This is a genomic window from Halomonas sp. HAL1, assembly GCF_030544485.1.
Taxonomy (GTDB): domain Bacteria; phylum Pseudomonadota; class Gammaproteobacteria; order Pseudomonadales; family Halomonadaceae; genus Vreelandella; species Vreelandella arctica.
Genome location: NZ_CP130610.1, coordinates 856133 through 880978 on the forward strand (window position 1 = coordinate 856133; position 24846 = coordinate 880978).

Here is a 24846-nt window from a genome sequence, read left to right on the forward strand (position 1 = left end):
ACGGCGCGCTCTTGCTAAAAGCCTTGTGTTAACCAAAACATGGGGCTTTTTTAGTTCGTGAACATGTGTCGTTGGCGGTGTGGTGCCCGCTATGTCGCCCGAGCGGTATCATCATCGGTTTGCCGGTGACGGGGTCTTCGATCACCCGGCTCTCCAGGCCAAATACCTCCCGGACCATCTGCTCGGTCAGAATCTTTTCTGGTGGGCCTACTGCGTACACCTGGCCGTTAGCCATGGCGACCAGTTGGTCGGCGTAGCGGGCGGCCAGGTTGAGTTCGTGGAGCACCATGACGATGGTGGTGCCGCGCTGTCGGTTTAGGTCGGTGAGAAGATCCAGCACGTCGACCTGATGATTGATATCCAGAAAGGTGGTGGGCTCATCCAGCAGCAACACCTTGGTTTGCTGGGCCAGCGCCATGGCGATCCACACCCGCTGGCGCTGCCCGCCGGAAAGCTCGTCCACGTGGCGTTCGGCCAGCTCGCTCATATGGGTGGCGGCCAGGGCGTCGGCGACGGCAGTCTCATCGGCCGCGCTCCAGCGTTTGAATAGCCCCTGGTGCGGGTGGCGGCCTCGGCTGACCAGCTCGAGCACGCTAATGCCTTCCGGGGCGATGGGCGATTGCGGCAGAAACCCAAGTTGCTGCGCCAGACGGCGGGTGGGTAGCTGGTGGATGTCGTTACCCTCCAGCAGCACACTGCCCTGCGTGGGTGTCAGTAATCGTGAAAGCACGCGCAAAAGCGTCGATTTTCCACAGGCGTTGGCACCCACAATGGCGGTGGTCTGACCTGTGGGTACGGTCAGGCTAACGTCATGCAGAATGGTGCGTTCCCCATAGTCTGCCACCAGGCCTTGGGCGAGTAGTGAGCAAGCGCTCATAGGGAGCCTCGGGTTTTGTTGTCGCGAAGTATTAAGTAGAGAAGATAAGGCGCACCTAATACGCCAGTCACGATGCCGACCGGATAGCGGGCGGGCAGCAGGAACTGTCCGGCGTAATCCCCGAGCAGCACCAACAGAGCACCTACCAGAGCGGCGGGCACCAGCAGCGAGCCATTGCGGCCCATCAGCCGCGCCGCAATGGGGCCGGAAAGGAACGCTACAAAGGCCACCGGGCCGGAAACGGCGGTGGCAAACGCCACCAGTGCCACCGCGGTGATGATCACGATCACCCGCGATACCGCTAAGCGAACCCCCAGCCCGGCAGCAAGGTCGTCACCCATGCGCAGGGTTTCAAGATCGCGGCGGCGGCTTAGCAATAGTCCGCCGAACAGGAGCAGGGCAACCAACAGCGGCAGCGCTTGATCCAACTGCGCGCCGTTGACGCTACCGGTGAGCCAGCGCAGGGCTTCTTGCAGTGTCCAGCTGGGTGCGCGCATCAGCAGATAGGCGGTTACGCTTTGCAGCATCGCGGCCAATCCGATACCAATCAGAATCAACCGCCCGCCGGTCACGCCCTGTCGCCAGGAGAGCGTGTAGATCAACAGCGCCACGCCCAGCCCTGCAGCAATCGCCACCATTGAAACCGCCGGGCCGCTCAGCGATAGCACCACGATGGCAAACACGGCGCCGGTACTGGCGCCGGTGCTGATGCCAATGATGTCCGGGCTTGCCAGCGGGTTGCGCAGCATGGTCTGAAAGGCGATGCCGCCCAGGCCAAAGCAGGCGCCTACCAACACTGAAACGACAGCCCTGGGCAGGCGCAGCTCACGCACGGTGAAACCAGCGCCAGGCACTTCCGCACCGCCAAGTATGCGTAGCACCGTGGTTAGCGGGGTGAAGGACTGTCCCAGCATCAGGGTTAATAGCACGCCTGCTAAAAGACAGGCAACAAGCACCGCCATGATGCGTGCGCGGTGCCTGGCGTTCGTCCGGCGGATGTGTCGGAAGTGGCTGATGGCGTTGAGGGGCGGCTGGCTCATAGCGAGCCTACCTTGCGGTTGCGCACGATCCAGATAAACACCGGCGCACCGATAAAGGCGGTCACAATGCCAACGTCCAGCTCCGATGGGTGGGCCACCAGCCGCCCGGCCACGTCTGAAAACGTCAGTAGTACTGCACCACCCAAAGCAGAGAAGGGCAGCAGCCAGCGGTAATCGCCGCCCGCAAGCAGGCGGCAGGCGTGGGGTACCACCAGTCCTACAAAACCAATCGGGCCACACACGGCGGTAATCGAACCGCATAGCAGTACCGCGGCTATCGCTGATATAGCCCGCGCCACGGCCACCTTTTCACCCAACCCGGCGGCGGTTTCATCGCCCAATGCCAGCATATTGAGTTTGCGCGCGGCAAGCAGGGTAATCACAAATCCCGTTGTCAGAAAAGGCAATATGGGCAGAAGCTGGCCATAAGTTGCGCCGCCCACGCCGCCAACTAACCAGGATTGCACCAGCCCACCGATATCGCCACGCGGCAACACTACGGCGGTCGTCAGCGAGCTAAGTGCCGCGGTGATGGCGGCCCCTGCCAGTGCCAGCCTGAGCGGCGTGGCACCGCCCTGGCCGAGGCTGGCAATCGCGTAAACCGCACAGGCTGCGATACCGGCGCCAGCAATGGCTGTCCAGATGTAGCTGGTCGTCTCATCGATACCGAACCAGGCAATGCCAATCACCACCGCCAGCGCCGCTCCGGCGTTGACGCCCAGAAGGCCGGGGTCGGCCAGTGGGTTACGGGTCAGGCCCTGCATGACTCCACCAGAAACGCCTAGCGCGGCTCCCGCCAGCATGGCAAGTAACGTGCGTGGCAGGCGGCTGGCCACGGCGGCATCGCCCATGGTTTCTACTTGGCCGCTCAGCGCGGCGACGATTTCCGACCAGCCTACTTCTCGGGCGCCAAACGCGACAGAGAGCGTGGCGGCAAGGCCGAGCAGAACAAGCAGCGCTACGCCACCGGACAACCGTTGGGCAGCATTGCGTTTGATGCGAAGAGCGACAGCGCGATTAACGCTTGAGCCAGACGCCGGGACGCTACTGCTGTGACTTGCGTGCGGCTTCTGAGAGCAGGTCTGCATAATCGTCCAATAGCCATGAAATCGACATGGGGGTCGGGTTGGCCGCCGTGCCCAGCGGCGTGTTGCCGAGCATGACAATGGCGCCGTTTTCTACTACTGGCAGGCGGGAGGTGAGCGGGTGCGCGTTGAGCTGATCGATCAGCGGCTGACCACCGTAAGTGACGAGAATATCCACGTCGTTGAACTCGTCGATCAGTTCAGAGCTGATTTCGCCAGCGAATTTACCGGGGGTGGAGTTCTGTTTGACGACTTCAGGCGAGACTAGCCCGAGGTCGTGAAAAAACCGCACCCGTGCGTCGTTGTCGGTGTAGAACGAAATGCGCCCCAGGTTGGTGGGGTCAAGGTGGGTTACGAACATGGCTGTCTTGCCCGATAGCTCTGGGTGGTTGTCGGCGGTGTCGGCAATCTGTGCCTCGATTTGCTCCATGAGCGCCTGGCCTTCCTCCGCCATGCCTAGCCCTGCGCTGTTCAGTTGAATCATATCCCGCCAGTCGGTTGCCCAGGGGCCTTGGGGGTAGGCCACCACCGGGGCAATCTGGCTCAAGGTCGTGTAGTCCGCCTGGCTCAACCCTGAGTAGGCCGCCAGAATCACATCGGGCTGGCTGGCAGCCACGGCTTCAAAATCAATCCCATCGCCTTCATCGAACAGGGGCGGGGGCGCGCTACCCAGCTCTTCAAGCCGGGCTTCCACCCAGGGCAGCAGCCCGTTGCCGTTGTCGTCGCCAAAGTTGGCAGCGGCAAAGCCGACCGGTATCACGCCAAGCGCCAGCGGCACTTCGTGATTGGCCCAGGCCACGGTCGCTACCCGTTCGGGCTTCTCAGAAAGCACGGTTGTGCCCAGAGCATGTTCGATTTCAAGGGGATATTGCTGCGCGCCAACGGGAGCAGCGCCAAGGCTGCACGCAGTGAGAAGGACCACACAGGCGGCCAGACGTTGATGGAGCGATGCCATCGCTTCCTCCGAAAGCTTGAGTCTTTGAAATAGCTCTTTGCTAAAGCCCTTTGCTAAAGCCCTTTGAAACCGATCTTTGCAATAGCGTGATATCCGAGAGGTAAGTTCGCGGTGTCAGTGGGCTTGGCAAGTGGCTCCAATAACGTATGGCGTGTTGCCAGTGTGGTCGCTATTTTTAAAACAAATGATTATGATTGACATTAGCACTATTGACTCGGTGATGCTAGCTTCGGATACTCTCCCGGCTTTTCAAAAGAAAACTATAAGGCGAGCAGGGCCGGTTTAATTATTTCAAGGGATCTTCAACATGACTGATAGCAAAGGCACCGTCCGGCTTAACTCAAGCCGCTTGCGGTGGCAGCAGACCACGACAGCCATTCTGTGCGGCACGACGCTGGTCACACTTCCCATGATTGGGAACGCACAGGAAACCGGCGATGGCAGTGACGATAGTGAGGGATATCGCCTCGCTCCCATTATCGTCAACGCCCAGGCCTACGCTGATGATGATGCCAATTCAATCGTTGCCCAAGAGCTGTGGGTAGGCGGTAAGGTGGCCACCAGTATTCTCGATACGCCGGCCTCTGTGTCAGTCATCACTGAGAAGGAGATCGAGCAGCGCAACGCCTCAACCACAGAGGAAGTGCTGCAATATACGCCAGGCGTTCTCACCGATTATTACGGCACCGATGACCGTAATGACTATTTCCAAATCCGGGGGTTTCAGGCCACCACCTACCGTGACGGGCTGACGCTAGGCTCAATGCGGGGTGTACGTGAGGAGCCTTACGCCTATGAGCGCGTCGAGGTGTTGCGTGGGGCCAACTCCACTCTATTCGGTCCCGCGGATCCAGGCGGTTCGGTCAACTTTGTAAGCAAGCGGCCACGGTTTGAGCGTTTTGGAGAGGGCTATCTCTCCTACGGTTCATTTGACGCAAAAGAGGCCGGTGTTGACGTAGGTGACACGCTGAACGCTGACGAGACCGTGGCCTACCGGTTTACCGGCACCATCCGAGACAGCGACCGCGAATACGATCACTCCAAAGACAATAATGGTTTCTTGATGGGCGGCCTGACCTGGGAGCCAACGGATGCCACATCAGCGAGCGTTATCTTCGATTACCTGAAGCGCGACGACACCCCTAATAGCGGTGGTTATCCGCTTGACCGGGAGTACGATCGCAGCGAGTTCTTTGGTGAGCCAGGCTTTAATTATCACGATGTCGAGCGTACCAGCCTTACCGGACAGCTCACCCATGATTTCAATAACGGCCTGACGTTGCGGGGTAACCTGCGTTACAGCGACCTGACCGACGACTTCGGCTACGTCTACATCACTGACTCGGCAGCGCGAGTTGGAAGCGTGGTGGATCGCGACTACTTTGGTACCGACAACGAAGCACAGGAGCTAATCGGCAACGCTATCCTGCAATACGACGCCCGCTTTGATCAGGTCGATAGCAGCACGCTCGTGGGTGTCGAGTATCGCGATGCCTCAACCGAAGACAGTTCGTTTTACGGGGATGCGACCTCCATTGATATCGCCAATCCTGTCTTTAGCGGTGCTCCGAGTAGCCTGAACGTCTATAGCAGCAACAAGCAGGACTTCACCACTGAGTCGGTCTTCCTGACCCAGAACTTGTCCTTTTATGATCGATTCATCGTGACCGCGGGTGCGCGCAACGATGGTTTGGATATCTCCAGTACCAACATGGCTGGCGTCACCGAGTCCGCCGACTATTCGGAAAACTCCGTTCGTGGCGCGCTGACCTATCGCGTCACCGACGAAGTTTCCGCTTATGTCAGCATGGTGGAGTCTGTCGCACCGCCCTCAGTTGGTGTCGAGCCCGAGCGGGGCGAGCAGTATGAGATTGGCGCGAAATACGCTCCATTCGGTACCAATGCGCTGTTTTCGGCGTCCATTTATGACCTGACCAGAGATGATGTCACTATCTCGGTGGTACAGGACAATGGCGTTATCGAGCGGGAAACCGTGGGTGAGTCCCGCGTGCGGGGTATTGATATTGAGGCCAAGGCTGAATTGACCGATAGCCTTAGCCTAGCGGGTGGTTACTCCTATATGGAGTCGGAAGTGGTGCGCGACAGCAATGCAGCCAGAGAAGGGAACGAGTTTACTGCGGCACCCAAACATACGGCGTCGTTGTGGGGCTACTATACCTTGCCACGCCAGGACATGAGTGTTGGCCTTGGCGCCCGTTATGTCGGCTCCTACTACTTTGACGCCGCCAATACGTCCAAGAGCAGTGCGGCCACGCTCTTCGATGCAGCCTTCAGCTACCAGCTCACCCAAGATGCCGACCTGGCCGTCAATGTCAGCAACTTGCTCGATGAGCAGCACGTGGTCGGTTCCAGCACGGCTGATTACTATAATCCGGGGCGCGAAATCAGCGCTAAAGTGAGCTATCGCTGGTGATGTACTTCCCCCGCTTTTAAAGGCGGGGGGAGGCGCTTTACGCTTCTTGAACACCGTCAACGATAAAGACGCGGTAGTCGGCGCCCTGGAAGCGGTGCTTGCGAGCTTCCTGGTAGGCGGGGCTTTCATACCAGGCGCGGGCGGCAGCCATATCGGGGAAGCGCAGAATCACGGCCCCTTCCATGGCGCTGCCTTCCAGCACTTCAAAATCACCGTAGAAGGCGAGCGGCTGCGGGTCGTGGCCTTCACGAGCGGCTTTCGCCTTCTCGCCGTAGCGCTCCATCTCCTGAGCATCGTGGGTGTGTTCGCGGGTCAGTACGACATAAGCGGGCATTCAGTTCTCCTGATGTCATCGTTAATCAATCCGCTAGAGCATATCACCGCCTAACAGCGGAGCCACATTAGAAAGATCGTTATTCAGCTTTACTGGAAATATCGGCTGTCAGGGGCGGCACTGGTTCAGGCGCTGACGCTATCAACGCCACGGGCTCCAGTTGGTCGTTTTCCAGCGTTGCCAGGATTATCTCGTAACAGTCGTCGATATGGCTGTTGCCCAAATACTTCATGGTGGCGAAGCTGATCCCGCCCGCAATGGCGCTGCCCAGGAATGGTACATACTTAGACGCACTTTTTGCCGATATCCTGCCAGTCATCCTTTTGAACGTCATCATGAGTAGTTTACGGGTGATGTATTTGCCCGCCATCTTGCTGCCGGTCGTTGAAATGGAGTTCATGACAAATAGCCGGGTCTCTGTATCCAGGCTCTCGATCTGTTCAGGCGATAAGCCAAATTTTTCGTTAATCTTGGGAATTAACCGCAGCAATATGGCGACATCCGAGCCGATGTTCACGCCTGGGATGGGAATGATGGCGGTGCCCGCGGAAAGGCCCGAGCTCTTCGTAACCATCGAGCGGCACGATTGCTTGATGGCCTCGAGCTCTTCAAGTGACTCGATCATATAAGGTCCTTTTTAGATCAAACGGAAAAGGCGGCAGCCCAAGCGGCTGCCGCCTTGCTCACGCTGTTGATTTAAGCGTCTTATTCGTCACCTTCATAGGTAACACGCCAAACGGCGTTCGTCAGGTCATCGGCGATGATAAGGGCGCCTTCGGGGTCGATGGTGACGCCGACCGGGCGACCGCGGGTTTGACCATCTTCAGTCAGAAAACCGGAGACGAAATCAATGGGGTCGCCAGAAGGGCTGCCATCGCTGAAGGGCACAAAGACGACCTTATAGCCAACGGGGTCGGCGCGATTCCAACTGCCGTGCTCGCCGATAAACACACCTTCAGCGAACTCATCGCCCATTTCGGGTATGGAGAAGGCGAGGCCAAGCGGCGCTACGTGCGAACCCAGGCTGTAGTCGGGCACCACGGCTGACTCCACTTTTTCAGGCGCTTGTGGACGGACGCGCGGGTCGACATGCTGCCCCCAATAGCTATAGGGCCAGCCATAGAAGCTGCCTTCCTGCACGGTGGTGAGGTAGTCAGGAACGAGGTTGGGGCCAAGCTCATCACGCTCGTTGACCACGGCCCATAGCTGATCAGTCTCTGGTTGAATGGTCAGCGCGGTGGGGTTGCGTAGGCCCGTGGCATAAGGCCGATGCATGCCCGTTTCGGTATCAATTTCCCACACCTCGGCGCGGTTAACCTCCGCTGCCATGCCGCGTTCGGTGATATTGCTGTTGGAGCCAATACCCACGTACAAGAATTCACCGTCGGCGCTAGCGGTCATCGCTTTCGTCCAGTGGTGATTGATCTCAGCGGGTAGCTTGGTAAGCTCCTCCGGCGGGCCGCTGGCCTCGGTTTGGCCTTCCTCGTAGTCAAAGCGAACGACCGCATCCTGGTTGGCCACATAGAGATTGTTATCAACTAACGCCAGCCCGTAGGGCGCGTTGAGGTCTTCGGCAAACACCGACTGCTCGTAGTTGCCATCGCCATTTTCATCGCGCAGCAGGGTTAAGCGATTGCCGCTCTCAACAGTGGTGGTGCCCTGGCTTTTGATATATCCGGCAATGAAATCTTTCGGCTTCAACTGAGGCGCGTTGCCGCCGCTCCCTTCGGCCACCAGAATATCGCCGTTGGGTAGCACCAACGTTTGGCGCGGTATCTGAAGATCCGTCGCAATGGCGGTAATGGTGTAGCCGTCGGGAACGGTGGGTGACTGGCCCCCCCATTCAGCGGGCTCGGGAATTGTCATGTCGGGCAAAAGCCCGCGTTGCGGTTCAGCTAGGTCAGGGTTTGGGCCGTACTGTTGTGCGTCTTGGGCGCTGGCGCTACCTGCCACCAAAAGCACCGAGAGAGGTGCAGCGTAGAGGCTGGGAAGCTTCATGATTTATCTCCGGTGCCTAGGCGAGAAAAACCGACCCACGTGGCTGTGCCGGCCAATAAAACAACAACGATGGAGAGGGCAAAGCCAGCAGGCATCATGGCCCAGGCATCCCGCGCATGCGCCAGCGCATTAACAAAGGCCAGTATCCCGGTCAGCAGTAGTAGCGCTGGGTAAATCATGAGCGCCAGGCCGCGGTGCGAAGCGCGAAAGAAGCCAATAATGGCACATAAAAATGCAAGCCCTGTGAATACAAGCCCACCCACGTTTAACCAGGAAGCAAAGGTAGCCCATTGAATATGGTAGGTCGTTGAGTAGGCGTAATCACTTAGCGTGGCGCCCAAAAAGAGAGGGATAGTGCCAGCAAGCAGTGTGGCGTGAAGCGGATTCAGCCCGCTTCGATAAGTGCGATTGTCAGTGGCTGTCACGGCAAACTCCTTATGCTGTTCAAGCTAATTAATTTACCTAGATTGACCGACGCTAAACGCCAAGCCATCCCAGGCAACGACATCATGTTCGTCAGGGGGGAGTATAGTTGACGATCAAAAACTTGCCCAAAGCGAAGCGGGCAGGTGGTTAGCCGCACGTGATGCTCATGAATGCTTACCATAAGAACTCTTTAATGCTGCCACCAGACCGCTTTTTGTGAGGAGATGCGGGGGAAGTCACATCTTACTGAGCATCTCCACCGCTTGATCGAAGTGTCCATCCCGCTCTGCCCAGCGCAGGAACTTCACTTTCTCCACCAGAATTTCCTTGGGTGTCGGTTGTTGGCTAAACAGCGTCATGACTTCTTCGATGTAGTCATTGAGCGGCATATAGCCTTCCCGGGTCGACTGGCCTGGCGTCAGCTCTGTCTGTACGGCGGGAGGCGCAAGCTCGATGAGCTCGACCTTACCCTTGAGCTGTTCGCGCAGGGAGATTGTGTAGGAGTGGATAGCTGCCTTGGTGGCGTTATAGGTGGGCGTACCGCTTAACGGTACAAACGCTAACCCGGATGAGACGTTCACGATTGCCGCGTCTGGCTGGCTTACCAGATGGTCAGTTAGGGCGTTCGTTAGCCGGATTGGCCCGAGCAGATTGGCAGTGACCGTCTGCTCGGCATCGCTCAAATCGCGGGTGCAGGACACGTCTTCGCGCCGCATAATGCCCGCATTGTTGATCAGTACATTGAGGTTGGGGTGCTCAGCGACGACCCGCTCTGCAAAGGCGGTAATGGCTTTTGGATCCTCGACATCGACGACCATCGCGTACATGTTTTGCTGACCAGTAATGGTCTCTTCCAGCGTTTCCATGCGCCGACCGGCGACGATGACGGTGTTGCCAAGAGCATTGAAGCGTAAGGCAAGTTCACGGCCAATCCCGGAGCCGCCACCGGTGATAAGCATAGTATTTCCTGATGTTTTCATGGTTTCACTCTCCGTCTATTTGTAGGACTCGATGCCACTAATGTTTTAACAATTCGGTGGCGGCGGGGCTTGCCAACACCTGCGCAAAACTTGCCTGATCCTGCAGGTGTGGAGAAACACCTTATCGGCCATGCTAAATTTGAGTCGAGAGGCTGGCTTGAGGAAAGCAGATGAACTCACTTATACAAGCGGTTCAGACATATGCCACGCAACATGCTAATAGCGATGGTTTGGTGTTATCCCGTGTGCCGGGGCTTAGTATGATGTGTGTAGAAACCCCCGCTGGTGACTTGCAATCGATATATAAACCGCTGGTTTGCCTAGTGTTACAAGGGGCAAAGCGGATGATGGTCGGGCGCCAGAATAGAGTGGTAACTGCGGGGGAGTCCGCGATCGTGAGCGCGGATATGCCTGTCGTCGGGCGGATAGTCCAGGCGAATCCGAGCGAGCCCTATCTGGCGGTCGCGGTCGAACTGGACATGGTTATCTTGCGCGAACTTGCCGCTCACTTAGGGACGCCGCGGCCACAGCGGCCATCTGAGATGCAGACACTATTTGCTGAAGATACCGAAGCCGAGGTGATTGACTGCGTATCACGGCTGATGAAGCTGCTGGATCGCCCTGACTCAGCACCGCTTCTACGCCCGGGTATCATGCAGGAGTTGCACTATTGGCTGCTATCGGGCCCTCATGGCATCGCTTTGCGGGGTATTGCCGACCCTGATAGCTACGCGAGCCGTCTTGCCGCTGCCATTGACATCTTGAGAGCCGAGTACACATCGCGCGTGCCGGTGGAGCAATTGGCGACAAAGGCAGGCATGAGCCTCACCTCGTTTCATAAGCACTTCAAACACATGACGTCGCTTACGCCGGGGCAGTACCAGCAACGGCTGCGCTTGATCGAAGCGCGCCGCCTAATGCTCCATGAAGGGTGTTCCGCGAGCCATGCTGCCTTCGAGGTGGGGTACGAAAGTGTTTCTCAGTTCACTCGCGAATACGGTCGCCTTTTCCAGCTGCCGCCAAAGCGTGATGCGCTGCGCTTTCAAAAATCCAGCGAGGCTGCCAGCAGTCATGCAGTGGCGTCGCAACGACTAGGTGCCTGAGCCTTCTGCAGGCACGTCAGTGCCAAGCTGCGCGTGTTTATCGATTGGATTGTGGCGTTGATGGCGCAGCACGCACCTACGGTTGATCGACGGGGAATAGACGTTTGAGAGGTGAGCGGGGACGCGTTGGCTGATTCGCCATGATGCGCGCCAGGCGCTCCAGGGCCAGTTCGAGCCGCTCAATCAAGCCCTCCAACAATACCCGGCGGTCGGCGGGTACGTCGCCGTAAGCCTTTATCGCCTCATCCAACTGCTGGCCTGCTTCACGAATTCCTTGGGGTGGCCGCCCGTTGGCGCTCGCTTCAAACCCCTCTGCCAGCGTGCGCAACAGGTGGTGGTGGGCGTCGCGAATGAACGGGTGCGGGGCGTCATCCAGCCGATCACGTAGACGCAGCGTGGCGGTGCCCAAGTCGAGCCCGGTCAAACCAAGAATAAACAGGTGGCGCTGGTCTTCTGGCAGCATGTCGTCGTGCTGGGCCAACTGCAGCAGGCGGTCTGCCATGTGACCGCTGAAACGGGTCTCGGCGTCGCGAATCGAGCGTCGTCCAAGCTCGTGTATATCCCGGGATATGGCCTTGATCAGACGCCGCCGCCTGAGCCTTGCGCCGAGGCCTGGCAGCAGCCGAAAGCCCATGACCACAGCGCTCAGCCCGATCACCACCGCCACCACCCGGTTGGCGAAACTGTCGAACGAGAAGTCCATGCCGTTGCCGGGCATGGTGAGCAGAATGTTGAAAATGGTAAATGCCAGGCAGTAACCCATGGTCGCCGGGTTGGTGGCGCCCAGCAGGCCTAGGAACAGCGGCGTGCCAAACAGCATGGCCAGCATCGGAAAGCCATTGGCCTGTGAGAGCAACACATGGCCGAACAGAAAGGCGCTGGGGATTGCCGCCAGCATGCCTTTGTAGAACATCATAGTGATCGCCAGGGGATTGTCACGGCTGGCGAAGAAGGCGGAGAAGAGCGTGCCCAGCATCATCGCGATCATGGCGCTTTGCCAAGCAGTGACAATCCAGAAGGTTGCCAGCAACGAAAATAGCAGCCCCGAGCGTAGGGCGTTGATACTGGCGGCGAGGTGGTCACGGTGCCAGGCCAGTGGCGACGAACGAAGCTTGTGGCTCGCCGGTGAGGCTATCGCCTCGCGGGCGTCGAGCATGATCATGGCGTGACCGATGGATTCACGTAGCCCCAACCGGAGACGACGATCGAGAGGGGCTAAGCTGGCCTCTTCCTCACTTTCATGAACCCGATGACGTAACGCCTGAAGGGCTTTTCTGGCCTCAACGACTCCTTTGACGTGCTCAGCATCGCGAAAGCCTTTTGCGACCTCGCCCGCGAGTTCGATACTTTGTTGAGCGAGCCGGTCGGCGTGGTCGTGCATCAATTGATGAAGCGCCTGCAGGTTGGCGAAAAAGCGCAATGTGCGTCGTGTCAGAACATGGGTGGCACGCACTCGTCCGGGACCCACCGGGCCTTCAAAACGGGCGGCCTGGCTATCTGTTTCAAGCAGCGTTAACGGCCCGAGACTGCTGCGCAGGGCCTTCTGCATGGCTGGAATATCGTCACTGGCTTCTAAGCGCAGGGCAGCATGCTCGAAGGCTTCATTGATGACGCTGTCAGCCTGGGTGGCAAGGTGGGTGCCTACATGGGAAGGCCAAAGCAGTGAGCTGACCAGCATGGCGCACACTGCGCCAAGCCCCAGTTCTGAAAGGCGTGCCACGGCGATGTCGAAGATGCCAGCCGGGGTGCTGCCACTGGAGATCACCACGATCAGCATCGCGGTCACGGCGGCCATCAGGCAACCATAGGTGTAGTTGTTACGCCACAGCGAACCGACATAAGTGCACAGCATGATCCAGCCGGTCAGCACGATAAGCGCAGGTATTCTGGCCTGGGCAAAGAGTGCCATGATCGTGATACCCGCCACTGCGCCGATAAAAGTACCGACAAGCTGGCAGATGCCTTTTTCGACCACCATGCCACTCATGGGTCGGATCTGGAGAAATGCTGCCGAGATCAGTGCCCAGTAAGGGCGCTCCAGGTCGAACAGCAGCGCGATGTAAAGCGCGAGCATCATGGCCAGGGTCGTCTTGATGGCGAATTTGACCGCCGTGGCGTTGGGTGTCAGGTAAGTACTAAGAAACGGTGACATGGGTCACTCGGGCTGTTGGGTCGAGAGTTCGTCGGTAGACTCGGCTGGCTCGACGCGTACCGTGGCCGTCATGCCAACGCTCAGCAGCGTGTCATTGGGCACCTCGTCTAGTGCGATGCGCACCGGTATACGCTGCGCCAGTCGCACCCAGCTAAAGGTGGGCTCCACCTGCGGTAGCAATTGCTGGTTGAGGGTCGTGTTGCTATCGGCAATGCCGCGGCCAATACCGACGACGCGTCCTTCCAGGTGTGTATCGCCATTCATCAGCACGACCTCGACCGGCGCGCCAACCTGGATAGAGGGCATTTTAGTCTCTTCAAAGTAGCCCACGACATAGAAAGAGTTTTCGGCAATCAGCGCCATGACCGGGGAGCCGCGATTGACGTAAGTCCCCGTGCTGAGTTGCACATTGAGTATGTGGCCACTGACGGGAGCACTTATCTGGGTGCGCGCCAAATCAAGCTGGGCGCTGGCCAGTTTCGCTTGGGCCTGTTGCAAATCGGCTTCGGCAATCCGCGAGTTGATCTGGGCGATCTGCTGGTTCTCTGCGCTAATCGCTCGATTGTTGCTCAACTGGTTGCGACGGCTCTCTTCGGCACGGCTTAGTTCCAGCGTTGCCTGGCGATGATCGACCGTGGCCTGGGCGCTATTCGCCGCTGCCTGGTAACGCGTGTCATCGATCTCAAACAGCGTATCGCCCTGGGTTACATGGTCGGTGTCAGCGACATTTAGGCTGCGCACCCAGCCGGAGACATCCGGTGCAATAGTGACGACCTCGGCGTGAACGCGAGCGTCGCGGGTCCATGGGGTATAGAGATAGTACCGCCATAGCCAGGCACCGGCGGCGATGGCAATGGCAACGATGATCAAGGTGAGCAAAATACGAAGCGAAGGGCGCATCAACGGTTCTCTCAAGGGCTGTCACAAGGACTGTATTAAAGGCGTTCAAGCAAGACGGTAAACAGGAAGGTGGTCGCCGCCATTAAGATGACAAAAAGCGAGATATCGAACCAGGCTTCATACCAGAGTGCGTACTCGCCAACCATCCAGTGCAGCAGTGAGCGAATGACCAGTGTGCCGATAAAAGCAATCAGCGCGTAGATCAGCAGTGGACTGAGATAGATGCCGCCAACGGCAATTTCTTGAAGACCCATAACATCCTTACGTGGCCTGGAAGTAACGAAAATGGGAAGGTGGGTTGGTATATCTGACAACGAGTCAGATGCTTAATTGCCACCTGCAAATAAGCCAGCCATCAGTATAGAGAGTGAAAGTACCTCTTGTCCCATAATCGCTAAGCGGCGTAAAGAGTACCCCTTGACGTGCTACGAATAGAGCTAGCGCTTAGTGTGCATGACGATGATTAGCTGTGTTGCCGCACCTACAGCGGCGATAACCCCCGCGCCAATGGCTAATGTCGAAACGGGAAGGTGGAAAGTCAGCAAAACGCCCCCGAACGACGCGCCTATCGCACTGCCTAAATAGAGCGATGATTCATTGAGTGCGACCGCCAAGTTACCGTCGCCGTGGGCTTGGCGTGCACGAACGAGTTCATTGTTTTGTGGCACTTGCAGCGCCCAGCCCACAGCACCCCAAAGCGCAATAGGCAGTAACGTCAGCAGTGGGTGAACCGACGCCGTGAAAGGCAGAGCAATGAGCGCCAAAAAGAGCAGCGACATAATCGCCAGGGTAATCACAGGGCCGATAAACCTGTCCACCAGAGGCCCAATCAGAAAACTGCCCACGACGCCGCCAATCCCCCACACCCATAAATAGCTGGTAATCGACTGAACAGCGCCTGACTCGGTGGCCGCCATAAACGGGGCGATAAAGGTATACATGCCCAAACTGGCAATGGCGCCCAATAAGGAAACCGCCAGTATGGCCATGGCATGAGGGCTTCGTAAAATAGCGAGTTTGCGAACAAGTGAAAGCGTTGGTGCGGATGGAAGCGCAGGTAGTTTTACCTGTAGCCCCGCGTAGGCGATTAACCCAAGTGCTGAAATAAGCCACATCGCTGACTCCCAGCCGAAACGCTCTGCCAGCAACAGACTAATAGGCACCCCCAGTACCGTGCCGCTCGCCATACCACCCATAATGATGGCAATCGCTTTACCGCGGTGGGCCTCAGCCGTTATGGCGGCTGAGGCAGCAATTCCCATGGCAAGGTAAACCCCTGCGCCAAAGCCAGCGACCGCCCGCCATATCGTGAGTGATACAAAACTGGTGGCGAGGGCGCTGGCGATATTAGCCACAATAAAAACGGCTAACGCCAGTAGTAATCCCAGGCGTTGGTGCTTGCCAGGTAGTAGCGCAACGACGACAGGCGAGCCTAAGCCATAGGCTAAGGTGAATGCCGTGACTAACTGAGCAGCCGTGGCCGCAGAGACATTAAAGGCGTCTTCGATCAGGGGAATTAGCCCCGCAGTGACATAAGAGGCCATCCCAAGTGCAAACGCACCCAGTGCCACGAGATATACCGATAAACGAGATTGGTCAGCCATAACGCACTCCAGGCATAAGCATTAGAAAAGAATCCGCCAGCGCTGTTTTGCCAGCGAAGGGCTATTCTGGAGAGGCTTTAAAGGGGGTACAATTTAACTGTTTATGCTATTACTAAAACTGATAAGTTATTCAAGGTAATAAAATGACCGCTCCACGGACGCTGACTCGAACGCGGGAAGACTTGGCTGAGTTTCTACGCATGCACCGAGAGAAAATCGCACCAGAAGAGGTGGGACTTCCTCGTGGCCGCCGAAGGCGTACGCCGGGGTTAAGGCGTGAAGAAGTCGCCGCTTTAGCAGGCGTGGGGCTGACTTGGTATACTTGGTTGGAGCAGGGTCGCGAGATCGGCGTATCGGCCACTTTTCTGGACAATCTATCCAAAGCGCTCAAGCTGGATGCGGCTGAGCGCCGACATCTATTCTTGCTTACCCATCAGCGCTTACCCTCTGAGCTAGGCAAAACCTGGTGCAGCGTGCCGCCGCTGGTTCAAACATTAATGGACGACCTGCCTACACGACCTGCGTATATCCTGAACTTGCGCTGGGATGTGTTAGCGTGGAACAGTGCGGCCAATAAGTTGTTCAACTTTTCTTGCCATGCGCCAGAGCGCCGCAACATGCTGTGGTTGTTATTTACCGACCCTGCCATGCGTCAGCGCTTGTCACCCTGGGAAGCGCAGGTTAGCCAAATGCTATCCAGCTTTCGGCGCGACTTTGCCCGCGCGGCGCAAGACCCCACCATCGATGAGCTTGTCGAAGAGTTAACCAAGGTATCGCCTGAGTTTAAGCAGTTGTGGAAAATCCAAGAGGTCAACGCTCCTTGCCAGGGAGTACGTCATCTTCACCTTGAGGAGTTGGGCGAGGTAGCGTTCGAGCACACGACGTTAACCGTTGATGAAGAGCGCCATCTACGGTTGGTTTATTATGCCGTAAAGGAGGCGGATCCTCAGGTCGCTGCTTTTACCCGCTGGGTGAGTGGCGACAAAGGCGCGAGATAACGGTGGGATTTAAACGAACGTGGTCACAACGTCGTCTATGAAATAGCGTAGCTTCGGCGTCATGTGCTGATCGGCGGCGTAGAGTAGGTGCATTGGTCTTGATGGCCCATCATAGTCTGGCAAAATGCGCACCAGCCGCCCGGCGGATAACGTCTCCGCCAATGCGGCTTCGTAGCCCAATGTAATGCCGAATCCTTCTAGTGCTGCGCGAAGCAGTCCTTTCCAGTCGTTGACTTGTAGTCGCCCGTTCACGGAAGCGTCGAAGGTGCAGTTGTCGCGACTGAAGCACCACTTCCTGCCCAAGGTGCCGAACCAATAGGCGAATCCCAGACATTCATGCTCAACCAGATCCGCAGGCGTCTCCGGCTCTCCATGCTTCGCTAAGTAGGTAGGCGAGGCGCAGGCGATGAGCTGATAGGGGGCAAGCTGACGCGCCACCAGTGTGGTGCTGTCGCTGATGGGCCCGAGGCGAATGACGGCTTCGTAACCTTCCTCGATAGGATCGACCAGACGGTCCGACAAAGTGAGGTCGACCTCCACCTCTGGGTACTTACGAAGGTAGCGGGTAACAAGAGGTACCAGGCTTTGACTGCCAAATGTGACGGGTGCGTTGATTCTGAGGCGGCCCCGTGGAACGGCCCGGACCTGTTCCGTCAGCGCTTCGGCCGCCTCGACTTCCGCAAGGATAGCCTGACATCGTTCGTGATAGAGATGCCCGATCTCGGTCAGGCTCTGTTTGCGCGTGGTGCGGTGCAATAGCCGCGACCCAACGCGCTGCTCCAGGGCCATGATGTGTTTGGAAACCATCTGCGACGATAGGCCGAATTCTGCGGCGGCGGCCGTGAAAGAGCCAAGATCGGCAACCCTCACAAAAATAGCCATGCTCGTTAACCGATCCAGCATTATCAACTCTCAGTGGATTATTAAGTCAATAAAGATCTGTTTATCACGTTTGAGTAACGCAATAAAGTACTGCTTATCTTAAAACGGTCGGGAGAAAGACATGCGGATTGGAGTTATTGGTGCGGGCTTTATCGGACAAGCCTTTGCACGCCAGGCGATTACGGCAGGCCATGACGTCATGATCAGTAACTCGCGGGGGCCGCAGACACTCAGCAGCATTCCGCCGAAAATTGGCGCACAGATTGGCACCCTGCATGAAGCCATAGGCTTCGGCGAAATTATACTGATCGCCATTCCTTTTCATCAATATGCCACTCTTCCGGTTGAGCCACTGCGTGACAAGATAGTGCTGGACGCCAATAACTACTATCCAGATCGAGATGGATCGATCCTCGAACTGGATGAGCGCAGGGCGACGACAAGTGGACTGCTGATGCAGCATTTGACAGGTTCCTGTCTCGTGAAGGCATTCAACGCGATTCTGGCCTCCGATCTGGAGAAGGGCGGGCAGACGCTGCCTTCGGGAAACCGGCGCGCCCTACCGATAGCGGGGGACGACGATGCGGCTAAGGAAAGCGTCGCAAGGTTGGTGAGACAGTTCGGCTTCGACGTTGTCGATGCTGGGTCGCTGGCGGAAAGCTGGCGTTTTGAGCGCGCCAAACCAGCTTACTGTATACCTTTTGATCGGCAGGGGTTGCGTCAGGCGCTTGATGAGGCTCAACGCGACACTGATATGCCGGAAGGATCATGGCGTCGATAAAAGGCAAATAAAGAGAAAATTGGCTTTATAATGAAATCCAAAGATTGGAGGTGAAAATTTCATGGCTTAGGTTTGTGGTTCAACATAGCTAGGTAATGCTTTGACCAGCATACCTTTTGGGCGTGTAAGAACACCTTCTCCGCCGCCCGCGCGCTCTATTAGCGGGTGGCTTGGTCTAAGATGCTCATAAGGGAAGCGATTCTGAGGCGTCAGCCTTTAATGAGTGGGTGTTGAGCTGATATATACTGAAAGCTGCCAGAAACTCCATCTATAGTTCCGCTTTTATAAAGCTAAAGAAGTGAATGACCATAGCGATTTAATGGCAGTATTATGTTTTCTACACCATGCTTAATCTATCGCATACTAAATAAAATCTGAAGGTTTTATGGAATTGGTGGGGTTTATTGCAGTGGTGCTTCTGGCTTATCTAATTCCAGGGCCAGATTTTTTGTTAGTGAGCCGCTATGCCGTGCAGCATAAACAACTAGGTTTCACCGCTGCTCTGGGTGCCCAGAGTGGGCTTTGCTTGCATATGTTAATGGCAGCTATGGGGCTTTCAGCTATCGCTGCGCAATCTGCAGAATTATTTTTTAATAATACGCTGGATAGGTGCCGCATATCTGTTATGGCTAGGTATTACCGTCCTGCGTAAAAGCGAACAACCTCAAATTGCACAAGACAAGCTTCAATGGGAAGATGCTTGCACAGGCCATCGCCGAGCCTTCGTTAGTGGTTTTCTGACTAATGTGTTTAACCCCAAGGCCATTGTCTTTTTTCTTAGCGTGTTACCTCAGTTTATGGATCCAACCGCTGATGTCGTGCGTCAGATTTTGATCCTCGGTGTACTCGATGTGATTATTGGTGTTATTTGGTGGTGGGGCGTTGTCTGGCTAATGCAGCGAGTCGCAGAGACATTGCGCAAGCCAAATATTCGCCAATGGTGGGATCGAGTGACAGGGGGATTAATGCTCGGTGCAGGAGCTCTTTTGGCACGCAATGGAGTAGGGTAGGCTCGCCCTTTATCCTTGCAAATACTTCCCTGGTAACCGTTCGGCCAGATACTCCATAAATAAGCGAGTGCGCTGAGAAAGCGTGGCTTGTCGGTAGTAAACGGCGTTGACCGCTTGAGTCTGCAGCTCGGTGTGGTCGGGCAATACGTCGATCAGTGACCCCTTCTGGCGGGGAGCGATGGTCATAAAGTCGGCCAGGCAAACAATGCCTTCTCCGGCGATGGCCAGCTCTATTAGCGTGCTGCCACTGGAGGCCGACAGGGTAGGTGTGATGTGTAAACGCTTGCCGTCGGCGCCGGTGAGCGGCCACTGATTAAGGTGTTCTAATTGACTAAAACCCATCAGGCTGTGTTGCGTTAATTCATCAATATTTTGCGGAGCACCGTGGCGTTCAATATAGGTGGGGCTGGCGAGAAGTCGCAGCGGACTATGGCCCAGCAGGCGGGCGTGAAGGGATGAGTCTTCCAAATCGCCGATGCGAATGGCTAAATCGACCCGCTGTTCCAGCAGGTCGACAAACCGGTCGTGGGTATCCAGTTCCAACGTAATATCGGGGTAGCGGGCGCGGAACTCGCCAATCACCGGCACAATCACGAACTGCATAAAACTAGGAGCGGCGTTGACCCGGAGCCTGCCTTGAGGCTGGTTGTGGCGATCCAGCATGGCTTCTTCGGCTTCTTCCACGGCGGCCAGAATACGGCGGCAGTGGTTCAGAAATGTTTCGCCCTCTTCCGTCAGTTCCAAACGACGCGTGGTGCGACGCAGTAGTGTGGCACCGAGTTTCTGCTCTAGACGATTGAGTGAGCGGCTCACCCCGGAAACAGTGATGCCCAGCCGTTCGGCGGCGCCGGTGATTGAGCCGCTATCCACTACTGTCACAAAGGCTTGCTGCTCTTCAAGGGTGCTTTTCATGACGTCCGTCTCATAAAGTGTTTTTCACAGCGTTCTCAAATGCCTTAATGGTCAGTGATGAGCATTGTTGATTTTAAATCAAAAGTGTCTTGCCGCAGCATCGCTTCTTTTTTTCGCCATAACTCCCACAATACGCGCCATTAACATCATGTCTACTTTCGTTAGCGATGATGGTGAACCTCTTTGGGAGAAATTGCTAAATGAAGATCCTGCTGATTAATGGTGGTAAAGCCTTTGCACACTCTGGCGGTGAGCTCAACAATACGCTACACGGCGTGGCGGTGAGTACGCTGACGGAGATGGGCTACGAAATTCGTGAGACGGTCATTGATCAAGGCTACGATCTTGAAACCGAGGTGCAAAACTATCTATGGGCAGACACGATCGTGTACCAGATGCCTGGCTGGTGGATGGGCGCGCCCTGGATCGTGAAGCGTTACATTGATGAAGTGTTCACCGAGGGTCACGGTTCGCTTTACGCCAGTGATGGCCGCAGCCGCCAAGACCCAACCAAGCAGTATGGCAGCGGTGGTTTGCTACAGGGCCGTCGTTATATGTTGTCGCTGACCTGGAACGCCCCCTTGGAAGCGTTCGAAGAGCCGGATAATTTCTTTGAAGGGCGTGGCGTGGATGGTGTTTATTTCCCGTTCCATAAATCTCAGGAATTTATCGGTCTAGAGTCGCTGCCGACGTTTATTGCCAACGATGTGATGAAAGTACCGCAGGTAGACCGCAACCAAGCCGATTACCGCGACCATCTGCGTAAAGTGCTTGGCTAAAGTCACTAGCTTAAGCCCGTGTTCAGGAAGCGCCCACCTCGTTAGGTGGGCGTTTTCGTCTGCTTGTGGTGAACTTAGCGATCCCGGCTCAGGCTTTGCACGGTCAGATCCAGCGCCTTGTACATATCCAAGCGGGCGGAAAGACCGATATCCGGATGATTCAGTTCATTGGCTCGTTCGGAGGGCAATATAGGGGCGGTCAGGTCATCTGCGTCCGTCGGCTCGAAATCGTACTCTTCACCGATGGTCATGGCGCTACGCCGCAGCAGCATACGTAGTTGCGCGGGCGTAAGCTCGGGGTCAATCGACATCATAGCCGCCAACAGGCCCGCCACCAGTGGCGTCGCATAGGAAGTGCCGCAGTGGGCCTCGCCTTGTTCATCTTCTACCGCGGTTGACCCTCGAACGCAGGCGGCGGCCATAATGTCCACGCGCATATCGATATTCGAGGCGTTACGTTTCACCACGTAGCGGGGATCAGCGATCTGTACATCTTCATCGCTGCGCTGATGGCCACCCACCACGAACAGCTGGTCGGTCACAAAAGAGGAGGGCAGACGATACTCGTCACTTCCCGAAAAGGAGGACGCGTTGCCCGCTGAATTGACGACCACTACATCGGGGTGCTCCTCGCGTAGCCATAGGAAGAACTCTTCAAGCAGTTCCTCGTAACCGCTCATTGCGATACCCGAACGCACCAGCGAATCGACTTCCTTCCCGTTAATGTCGATTGCTCCGACACGGTGGATGCCCCAGCTCCAGTTGAGCACGCGCACACCGTCTTCGACCAGGTTTACTGAGGCGGCAACATTGGCGGTGATGCCCGCATCTGAATTGCGATCCACAATCACATCGAAGCCTGGGCCGACATCGTCGAGCCCACGTAGAAAGCCACTGTTGCCACCTTCATTCCAGGCCGCCGCAAACACACCGGCGACCGTTGTGCCATGCCCGTCGGGCTTGGCGGCATCGCGGGCATAAACGCAGGTCCTTTGTGAGTCGGCGCGACATTCACCCAGGTAATCCGCAAAATCGGGTGTGTCGAAATCGACCTCTCGCTCGATAACGCCAATACGGATTGGCTGTGTCTCGATATCACCGCCCGTGTGCAGGCGTCGTTGGTAATAATTCACGGCATCCAGAAAGCGGTTAGACGCCCACTCCTGATCATCCGCATCGGGCGGCCTGCTTGTCTCGCTCTCGATGCTTTCCTCTGCCCCCGACTCTTCGGTCACCACGGCATCCACACTGACTTCGTTACCCAGCCTGAGCACCAGTGCGTCGCGCTCATCCAGGTTATTGGCGGGCAAGCGCAGCTGGTAGGTGTTGAGTGGCGGAATCATGCCGACTACTTCGGCGTCATACTTTTCTGCCAGGCGCTGAGCCTCTGCAGCACCGTTGTGACTCTCTTCAATAATCAGGCTGATCAGGTCCACATAGGTGGTGATGCCATCCATGTTCTTGGCCACTTCTTGATCGGTGGCCGCTACCACATTGCTGCCCTTAAGGCTGACCCAGACTGGGTTGCTGGTCTGTTCATGCTGTTCAAGCCACAACGGGCCGCTTTGCGACTCAGCGCTATTGATGCTTATACGTAGCCGGTCGCCATCGCGTTCGAGTGCTTCTGCTGGGAGTGGTGTGCCGTTCAGCGACACTTGAAAGCCGGCGTCATCGAGACCGCTGATCTGGAGGCAAAACGCTTGAACATCCAACTGGAGTAGATCGCCGCAGCGCTGAAGTTGTTCGACGCGTAAAGGTTGTTCAGCCGACGCGGCAGTCGTTATTACCATTAGCACCAATGCCGACAACCGCCGGAAGGTGCTTAAATACGTTACTGCCATTATCACTACTCCAAACGATACGATTAATTGCACGCAGCATAAACGCATTAACTGAACGGAACATGAATCCATTCTGTGCTAGCGAGTAACGTTTACGTTTTAGCGGCTAAACCGGTAACGAATTTTAGGTAGCGTACGAGCGACAGAGGGAAGGCGGGTGACCATCACCAGCGCCGCAATAGCGGCATACATCGCCCACTCCTGCATATCGGCGCGTACTACCCAGAAGAAGTGCAGCAGTACCAGACCCAAAATGGCGTAGGAAAACTTGTGTAGCGGTTTCCAGCGTTTGCCTAAGCGCTTCATCGCCCAGCGGTTGGACGTAGCGCCCAGTACGGCAAGGCCGATCAGCGCGATCATGCCGACAATAATGTAGGGGAGTTTGACGATTTCGCTGCCTAGCAGCGTCCAGTTAAGCCCCAGAATAAACAGCGCGTAGCTGAGCATATGCAGGGTGGCGTAGGCGAGTGTCCAGAGACCGAGCTGGCGCCGGATCAGCGCAAAGCCTTTCCAGCGGGTAAGCTTGGTAAGTGGGGTAAGGCTAAGGGTGAGCAGCAACATCCACAGCCCGCCGATACCGATATTCAGCAGTAGGTAGCGTCCAGGCTCGGGGCCGGCAGCGTTAGTCGCTACCTGCCAACTCCAGAACAGCAGCGGTGCTAGCGCGGCCAGAAACACGCCCACGCGCCATGCTAACCATATACGTGGGCTGGCCATTAGTAATTTTCCTTCAAGTTCATACCCGCATAGAGCTCGGCGACTTCGTCGGCATAACCATTAAACATTAGGGTATCGATGGTGTTGGGGTTGAAGAGGCTGTTGGGCAAACGACGCTCGGTGGCTTGGCTCCAGCGAGGATGGTCAACCTCGGGGTTAACGTTGGCGTAAAAGCCGTACTCATCAGCGGCGATCTTCTGCCAGGAATTCACCGGCTGCTCTTCTACCAGCGATATCCGCACAATCGACTTGATGCTCTTGAAGCCGTATTTCCACGGCACGACCAGCCGCAGAGGGGCGCCGTTTTGGTTGGGCAGTTCCCGGCCGTACATGCCCATGGCCAGTAGCGTTAGCGGGTTCATGGCTTCATCCAGGCGTAAGCCTTCCACGTAGGGCCAATCAATGATCGAAAACGAGGAGCGCTGCCCGCGCATTTGCTCAGGATCGACGAGGGTTTCAAAGCGTACGTATTTGGCTTTGCTGGTAGGGTCGGCGCGTTTGATGATTTCGGCCAGTGGAATACCCAGCCAGGGAATTACCATCGACCACGCCTCCACGCAACGCAGGCGGTAAATACGCTCTTCAAACTGTGACGGTTTGGCGAAGTCCTCTAGGGCAAAGCGACCGCCGTTGTTAACTTCGCCATCGACCACCACGCTCCAAGGTTCCGTCTTCAGACTGCCCGCATGGCGGGCAGGGTCGCCCTTGTCGGTGCCGAATTCGAAAAAATTGTTGTAGCCGCTGGCATCATCAAAGGGGGCGATCTTGTCTTTTTTGGGGTCGCTGGGCGTAATCGCTTCCCACTGAGTCTCGCTGATTTTTTCCTTCAACCACGCTGGCGCATTGCCATCAGGAACATCCGAATAATCGGCATTAGCTTGAGCGTGGCCGGAAAGGGCCAGCCCCGCACCCAAGCCCGCCATACCCCCCATGAAGCGTCGGCGGGAGAGGTAAATAGATTCCGGCGTGACATCGGATTCGTGTAAGTCACTCGGTTTGGCAATCTTTATTAGCATGGGGTGTCTCCACTAGCGATGG

The 24846-nt window shown here is 56.6% G+C and carries 25 protein-coding genes; 7 read left to right on the forward strand and 18 right to left on the reverse strand.

Features of this window, described 5'->3' with window-relative positions:
- Positions 1–28: 28 nt before the first annotated feature.
- From Q3Y66_RS04095 to Q3Y66_RS04110, 4 genes are read right to left on the reverse strand one after another with little or no spacing between them, the layout of a single operon-like run.
- Positions 29–877, reverse strand: coding sequence for an ABC transporter ATP-binding protein (locus tag Q3Y66_RS04095; RefSeq protein WP_008957818.1), 849 nt, complete (start codon positions 875–877; stop codon positions 29–31).
- The gene (locus Q3Y66_RS04100; RefSeq protein WP_008957817.1) at positions 874–1917 is read right to left on the reverse strand and encodes an iron chelate uptake ABC transporter family permease subunit; all 1044 of its coding nucleotides are present in this window, start codon (positions 1915–1917) and stop codon (positions 874–876) included. The genes Q3Y66_RS04095 and Q3Y66_RS04100 overlap by 4 nt, the downstream gene beginning before the upstream one ends.
- Entirely contained in the window at positions 1914–3005 is a 1092-nt protein-coding gene (locus tag Q3Y66_RS04105; protein WP_083832237.1) for an iron ABC transporter permease, read from the reverse strand. Before Q3Y66_RS04105 ends, Q3Y66_RS04100 begins: the two co-directional genes overlap by 4 nt.
- On the reverse strand, positions 2962–3957 hold the full coding sequence (locus tag Q3Y66_RS04110; protein WP_008957815.1) for an iron-siderophore ABC transporter substrate-binding protein: 996 nt from the start codon (positions 3955–3957) through the stop codon (positions 2962–2964). The genes Q3Y66_RS04105 and Q3Y66_RS04110 overlap by 44 nt, the downstream gene beginning before the upstream one ends.
- A gap of 307 nt (positions 3958–4264) precedes the next feature.
- On the opposite strand from Q3Y66_RS04110, the gene Q3Y66_RS04115 reads away from it, so the two are divergent.
- Positions 4265–6391 carry a TonB-dependent siderophore receptor gene (locus tag Q3Y66_RS04115; RefSeq protein WP_008957814.1) on the forward strand — a complete coding sequence of 709 codons (2127 nt, stop codon included), beginning with the start codon at positions 4265–4267 and terminating at the stop codon, positions 6389–6391.
- Positions 6392–6428: 37 nt separating this feature from the next.
- On the opposite strand, the gene Q3Y66_RS04120 is transcribed toward Q3Y66_RS04115, so the two are convergent.
- The 5 genes from Q3Y66_RS04120 to Q3Y66_RS04140 form a co-directional block, all read right to left on the reverse strand.
- Positions 6429–6725: a DUF1330 domain-containing protein gene (locus Q3Y66_RS04120; RefSeq protein ID WP_008957813.1), complete on the reverse strand. Its 297-nt coding sequence runs from the start codon at positions 6723–6725 to the stop codon at positions 6429–6431.
- Positions 6726–6804: 79 nt separating this feature from the next.
- Positions 6805–7350, reverse strand: coding sequence for a hypothetical protein (locus Q3Y66_RS04125; RefSeq protein ID WP_008957812.1), 546 nt, complete (start codon positions 7348–7350; stop codon positions 6805–6807).
- 80 nt (positions 7351–7430) lie between these two features.
- Positions 7431–8723 carry a sorbosone dehydrogenase family protein gene (locus tag Q3Y66_RS04130; protein WP_008957811.1) on the reverse strand — a complete coding sequence of 431 codons (1293 nt, stop codon included), beginning with the start codon at positions 8721–8723 and terminating at the stop codon, positions 7431–7433.
- Positions 8720–9148 (reverse strand): DUF2231 domain-containing protein, encoded by a 429-nt coding sequence (locus tag Q3Y66_RS04135; protein WP_008957810.1) that lies wholly within the window; start codon positions 9146–9148, stop codon positions 8720–8722. The genes Q3Y66_RS04130 and Q3Y66_RS04135 overlap by 4 nt, the downstream gene beginning before the upstream one ends.
- 237 nt (positions 9149–9385) lie before the next feature.
- Positions 9386–10129: an SDR family oxidoreductase gene (locus Q3Y66_RS04140; RefSeq protein WP_035586739.1), complete on the reverse strand. Its 744-nt coding sequence runs from the start codon at positions 10127–10129 to the stop codon at positions 9386–9388.
- A gap of 170 nt (positions 10130–10299) precedes the next feature.
- Here Q3Y66_RS04140 and Q3Y66_RS04145 point away from each other — a divergent pair, with 170 nt between their 5' ends.
- A complete protein-coding gene (locus Q3Y66_RS04145) occupies positions 10300–11232 on the forward strand; it encodes an AraC family transcriptional regulator (RefSeq protein ID WP_035586738.1) in 933 nt (310 codons plus the stop codon).
- Positions 11233–11308: 76 nt separating this feature from the next.
- On the opposite strand, the gene Q3Y66_RS04150 is transcribed toward Q3Y66_RS04145, so the two are convergent.
- From Q3Y66_RS04150 to Q3Y66_RS04165, 4 genes are all read right to left on the reverse strand, one after another.
- A complete protein-coding gene (locus Q3Y66_RS04150; RefSeq protein WP_008957807.1) occupies positions 11309–13384 on the reverse strand; it encodes an FUSC family protein in 2076 nt (691 codons plus the stop codon).
- Positions 13385–13387: 3 nt separating this feature from the next.
- Positions 13388–14284: an HlyD family secretion protein gene (locus Q3Y66_RS04155; protein WP_008957806.1), complete on the reverse strand. Its 897-nt coding sequence runs from the start codon at positions 14282–14284 to the stop codon at positions 13388–13390.
- Positions 14285–14319: 35 nt separating this feature from the next.
- Positions 14320–14538 carry a DUF1656 domain-containing protein gene (locus tag Q3Y66_RS04160; RefSeq protein WP_008957805.1) on the reverse strand — a complete coding sequence of 73 codons (219 nt, stop codon included), beginning with the start codon at positions 14536–14538 and terminating at the stop codon, positions 14320–14322.
- A 183-nt stretch (positions 14539–14721) separates the two neighbouring features.
- Positions 14722–15888: an MFS transporter gene (locus Q3Y66_RS04165; RefSeq protein ID WP_008957804.1), complete on the reverse strand. Its 1167-nt coding sequence runs from the start codon at positions 15886–15888 to the stop codon at positions 14722–14724.
- Positions 15889–16031: 143 nt separating this feature from the next.
- Between Q3Y66_RS04165 and Q3Y66_RS04170 the strand changes: the two genes are divergently transcribed.
- On the forward strand, positions 16032–16886 hold the full coding sequence (locus Q3Y66_RS04170; RefSeq protein ID WP_008957803.1) for a helix-turn-helix transcriptional regulator: 855 nt from the start codon (positions 16032–16034) through the stop codon (positions 16884–16886).
- A gap of 9 nt (positions 16887–16895) precedes the next feature.
- On the opposite strand, the gene Q3Y66_RS04175 is transcribed toward Q3Y66_RS04170, so the two are convergent.
- Entirely contained in the window at positions 16896–17789 is an 894-nt protein-coding gene (locus tag Q3Y66_RS04175) for a LysR family transcriptional regulator (protein WP_008957802.1), read from the reverse strand.
- 100 nt (positions 17790–17889) lie between these two features.
- Between Q3Y66_RS04175 and Q3Y66_RS04180 the strand changes: the two genes are divergently transcribed.
- From Q3Y66_RS04180 to Q3Y66_RS04190, 3 genes are all read left to right on the forward strand, one after another.
- Positions 17890–18549 (forward strand): NADPH-dependent F420 reductase, encoded by a 660-nt coding sequence (locus Q3Y66_RS04180; protein WP_008957801.1) that lies wholly within the window; start codon positions 17890–17892, stop codon positions 18547–18549.
- Positions 18550–18934: 385 nt separating this feature from the next.
- Positions 18935–19201, forward strand: a complete 267-nt coding sequence (locus Q3Y66_RS04185; protein ID WP_008957800.1) for a LysE family transporter — start codon at positions 18935–18937, stop codon at positions 19199–19201.
- Positions 19155–19559 (forward strand): LysE family translocator, encoded by a 405-nt coding sequence (locus tag Q3Y66_RS04190; protein ID WP_238528513.1) that lies wholly within the window; start codon positions 19155–19157, stop codon positions 19557–19559. Before Q3Y66_RS04185 ends, Q3Y66_RS04190 begins: the two co-directional genes overlap by 47 nt.
- A 9-nt stretch (positions 19560–19568) precedes the next feature.
- Here the strand turns inward: Q3Y66_RS04190 and Q3Y66_RS04195 are convergent, their stop codons facing one another.
- The gene (locus tag Q3Y66_RS04195) at positions 19569–20471 is read right to left on the reverse strand and encodes a LysR substrate-binding domain-containing protein (RefSeq protein ID WP_008957799.1); all 903 of its coding nucleotides are present in this window, start codon (positions 20469–20471) and stop codon (positions 19569–19571) included.
- A 200-nt stretch (positions 20472–20671) separates the two neighbouring features.
- Here Q3Y66_RS04195 and Q3Y66_RS04200 point away from each other — a divergent pair, with 200 nt between their 5' ends.
- Positions 20672–21250 carry an NAD(P)H-dependent oxidoreductase gene (locus tag Q3Y66_RS04200; RefSeq protein ID WP_008957798.1) on the forward strand — a complete coding sequence of 193 codons (579 nt, stop codon included), beginning with the start codon at positions 20672–20674 and terminating at the stop codon, positions 21248–21250.
- A gap of 74 nt (positions 21251–21324) precedes the next feature.
- On the opposite strand, the gene Q3Y66_RS04205 is transcribed toward Q3Y66_RS04200, so the two are convergent.
- The 3 genes from Q3Y66_RS04205 to msrP form a co-directional block, all read right to left on the reverse strand.
- Positions 21325–23091: a S8/S53 family peptidase gene (locus Q3Y66_RS04205; RefSeq protein ID WP_008957796.1), complete on the reverse strand. Its 1767-nt coding sequence runs from the start codon at positions 23089–23091 to the stop codon at positions 21325–21327.
- Positions 23092–23190: 99 nt separating this feature from the next.
- Positions 23191–23808 (reverse strand): protein-methionine-sulfoxide reductase heme-binding subunit MsrQ, encoded by a 618-nt coding sequence (gene msrQ, locus Q3Y66_RS04210; protein ID WP_008957795.1) that lies wholly within the window; start codon positions 23806–23808, stop codon positions 23191–23193.
- A complete protein-coding gene (msrP, locus tag Q3Y66_RS04215) occupies positions 23808–24824 on the reverse strand; it encodes a protein-methionine-sulfoxide reductase catalytic subunit MsrP (protein ID WP_008957794.1) in 1017 nt (338 codons plus the stop codon). Before msrP ends, msrQ begins: the two co-directional genes overlap by 1 nt.
- Between the last annotated feature and the right edge of the window lie 22 nt (positions 24825–24846).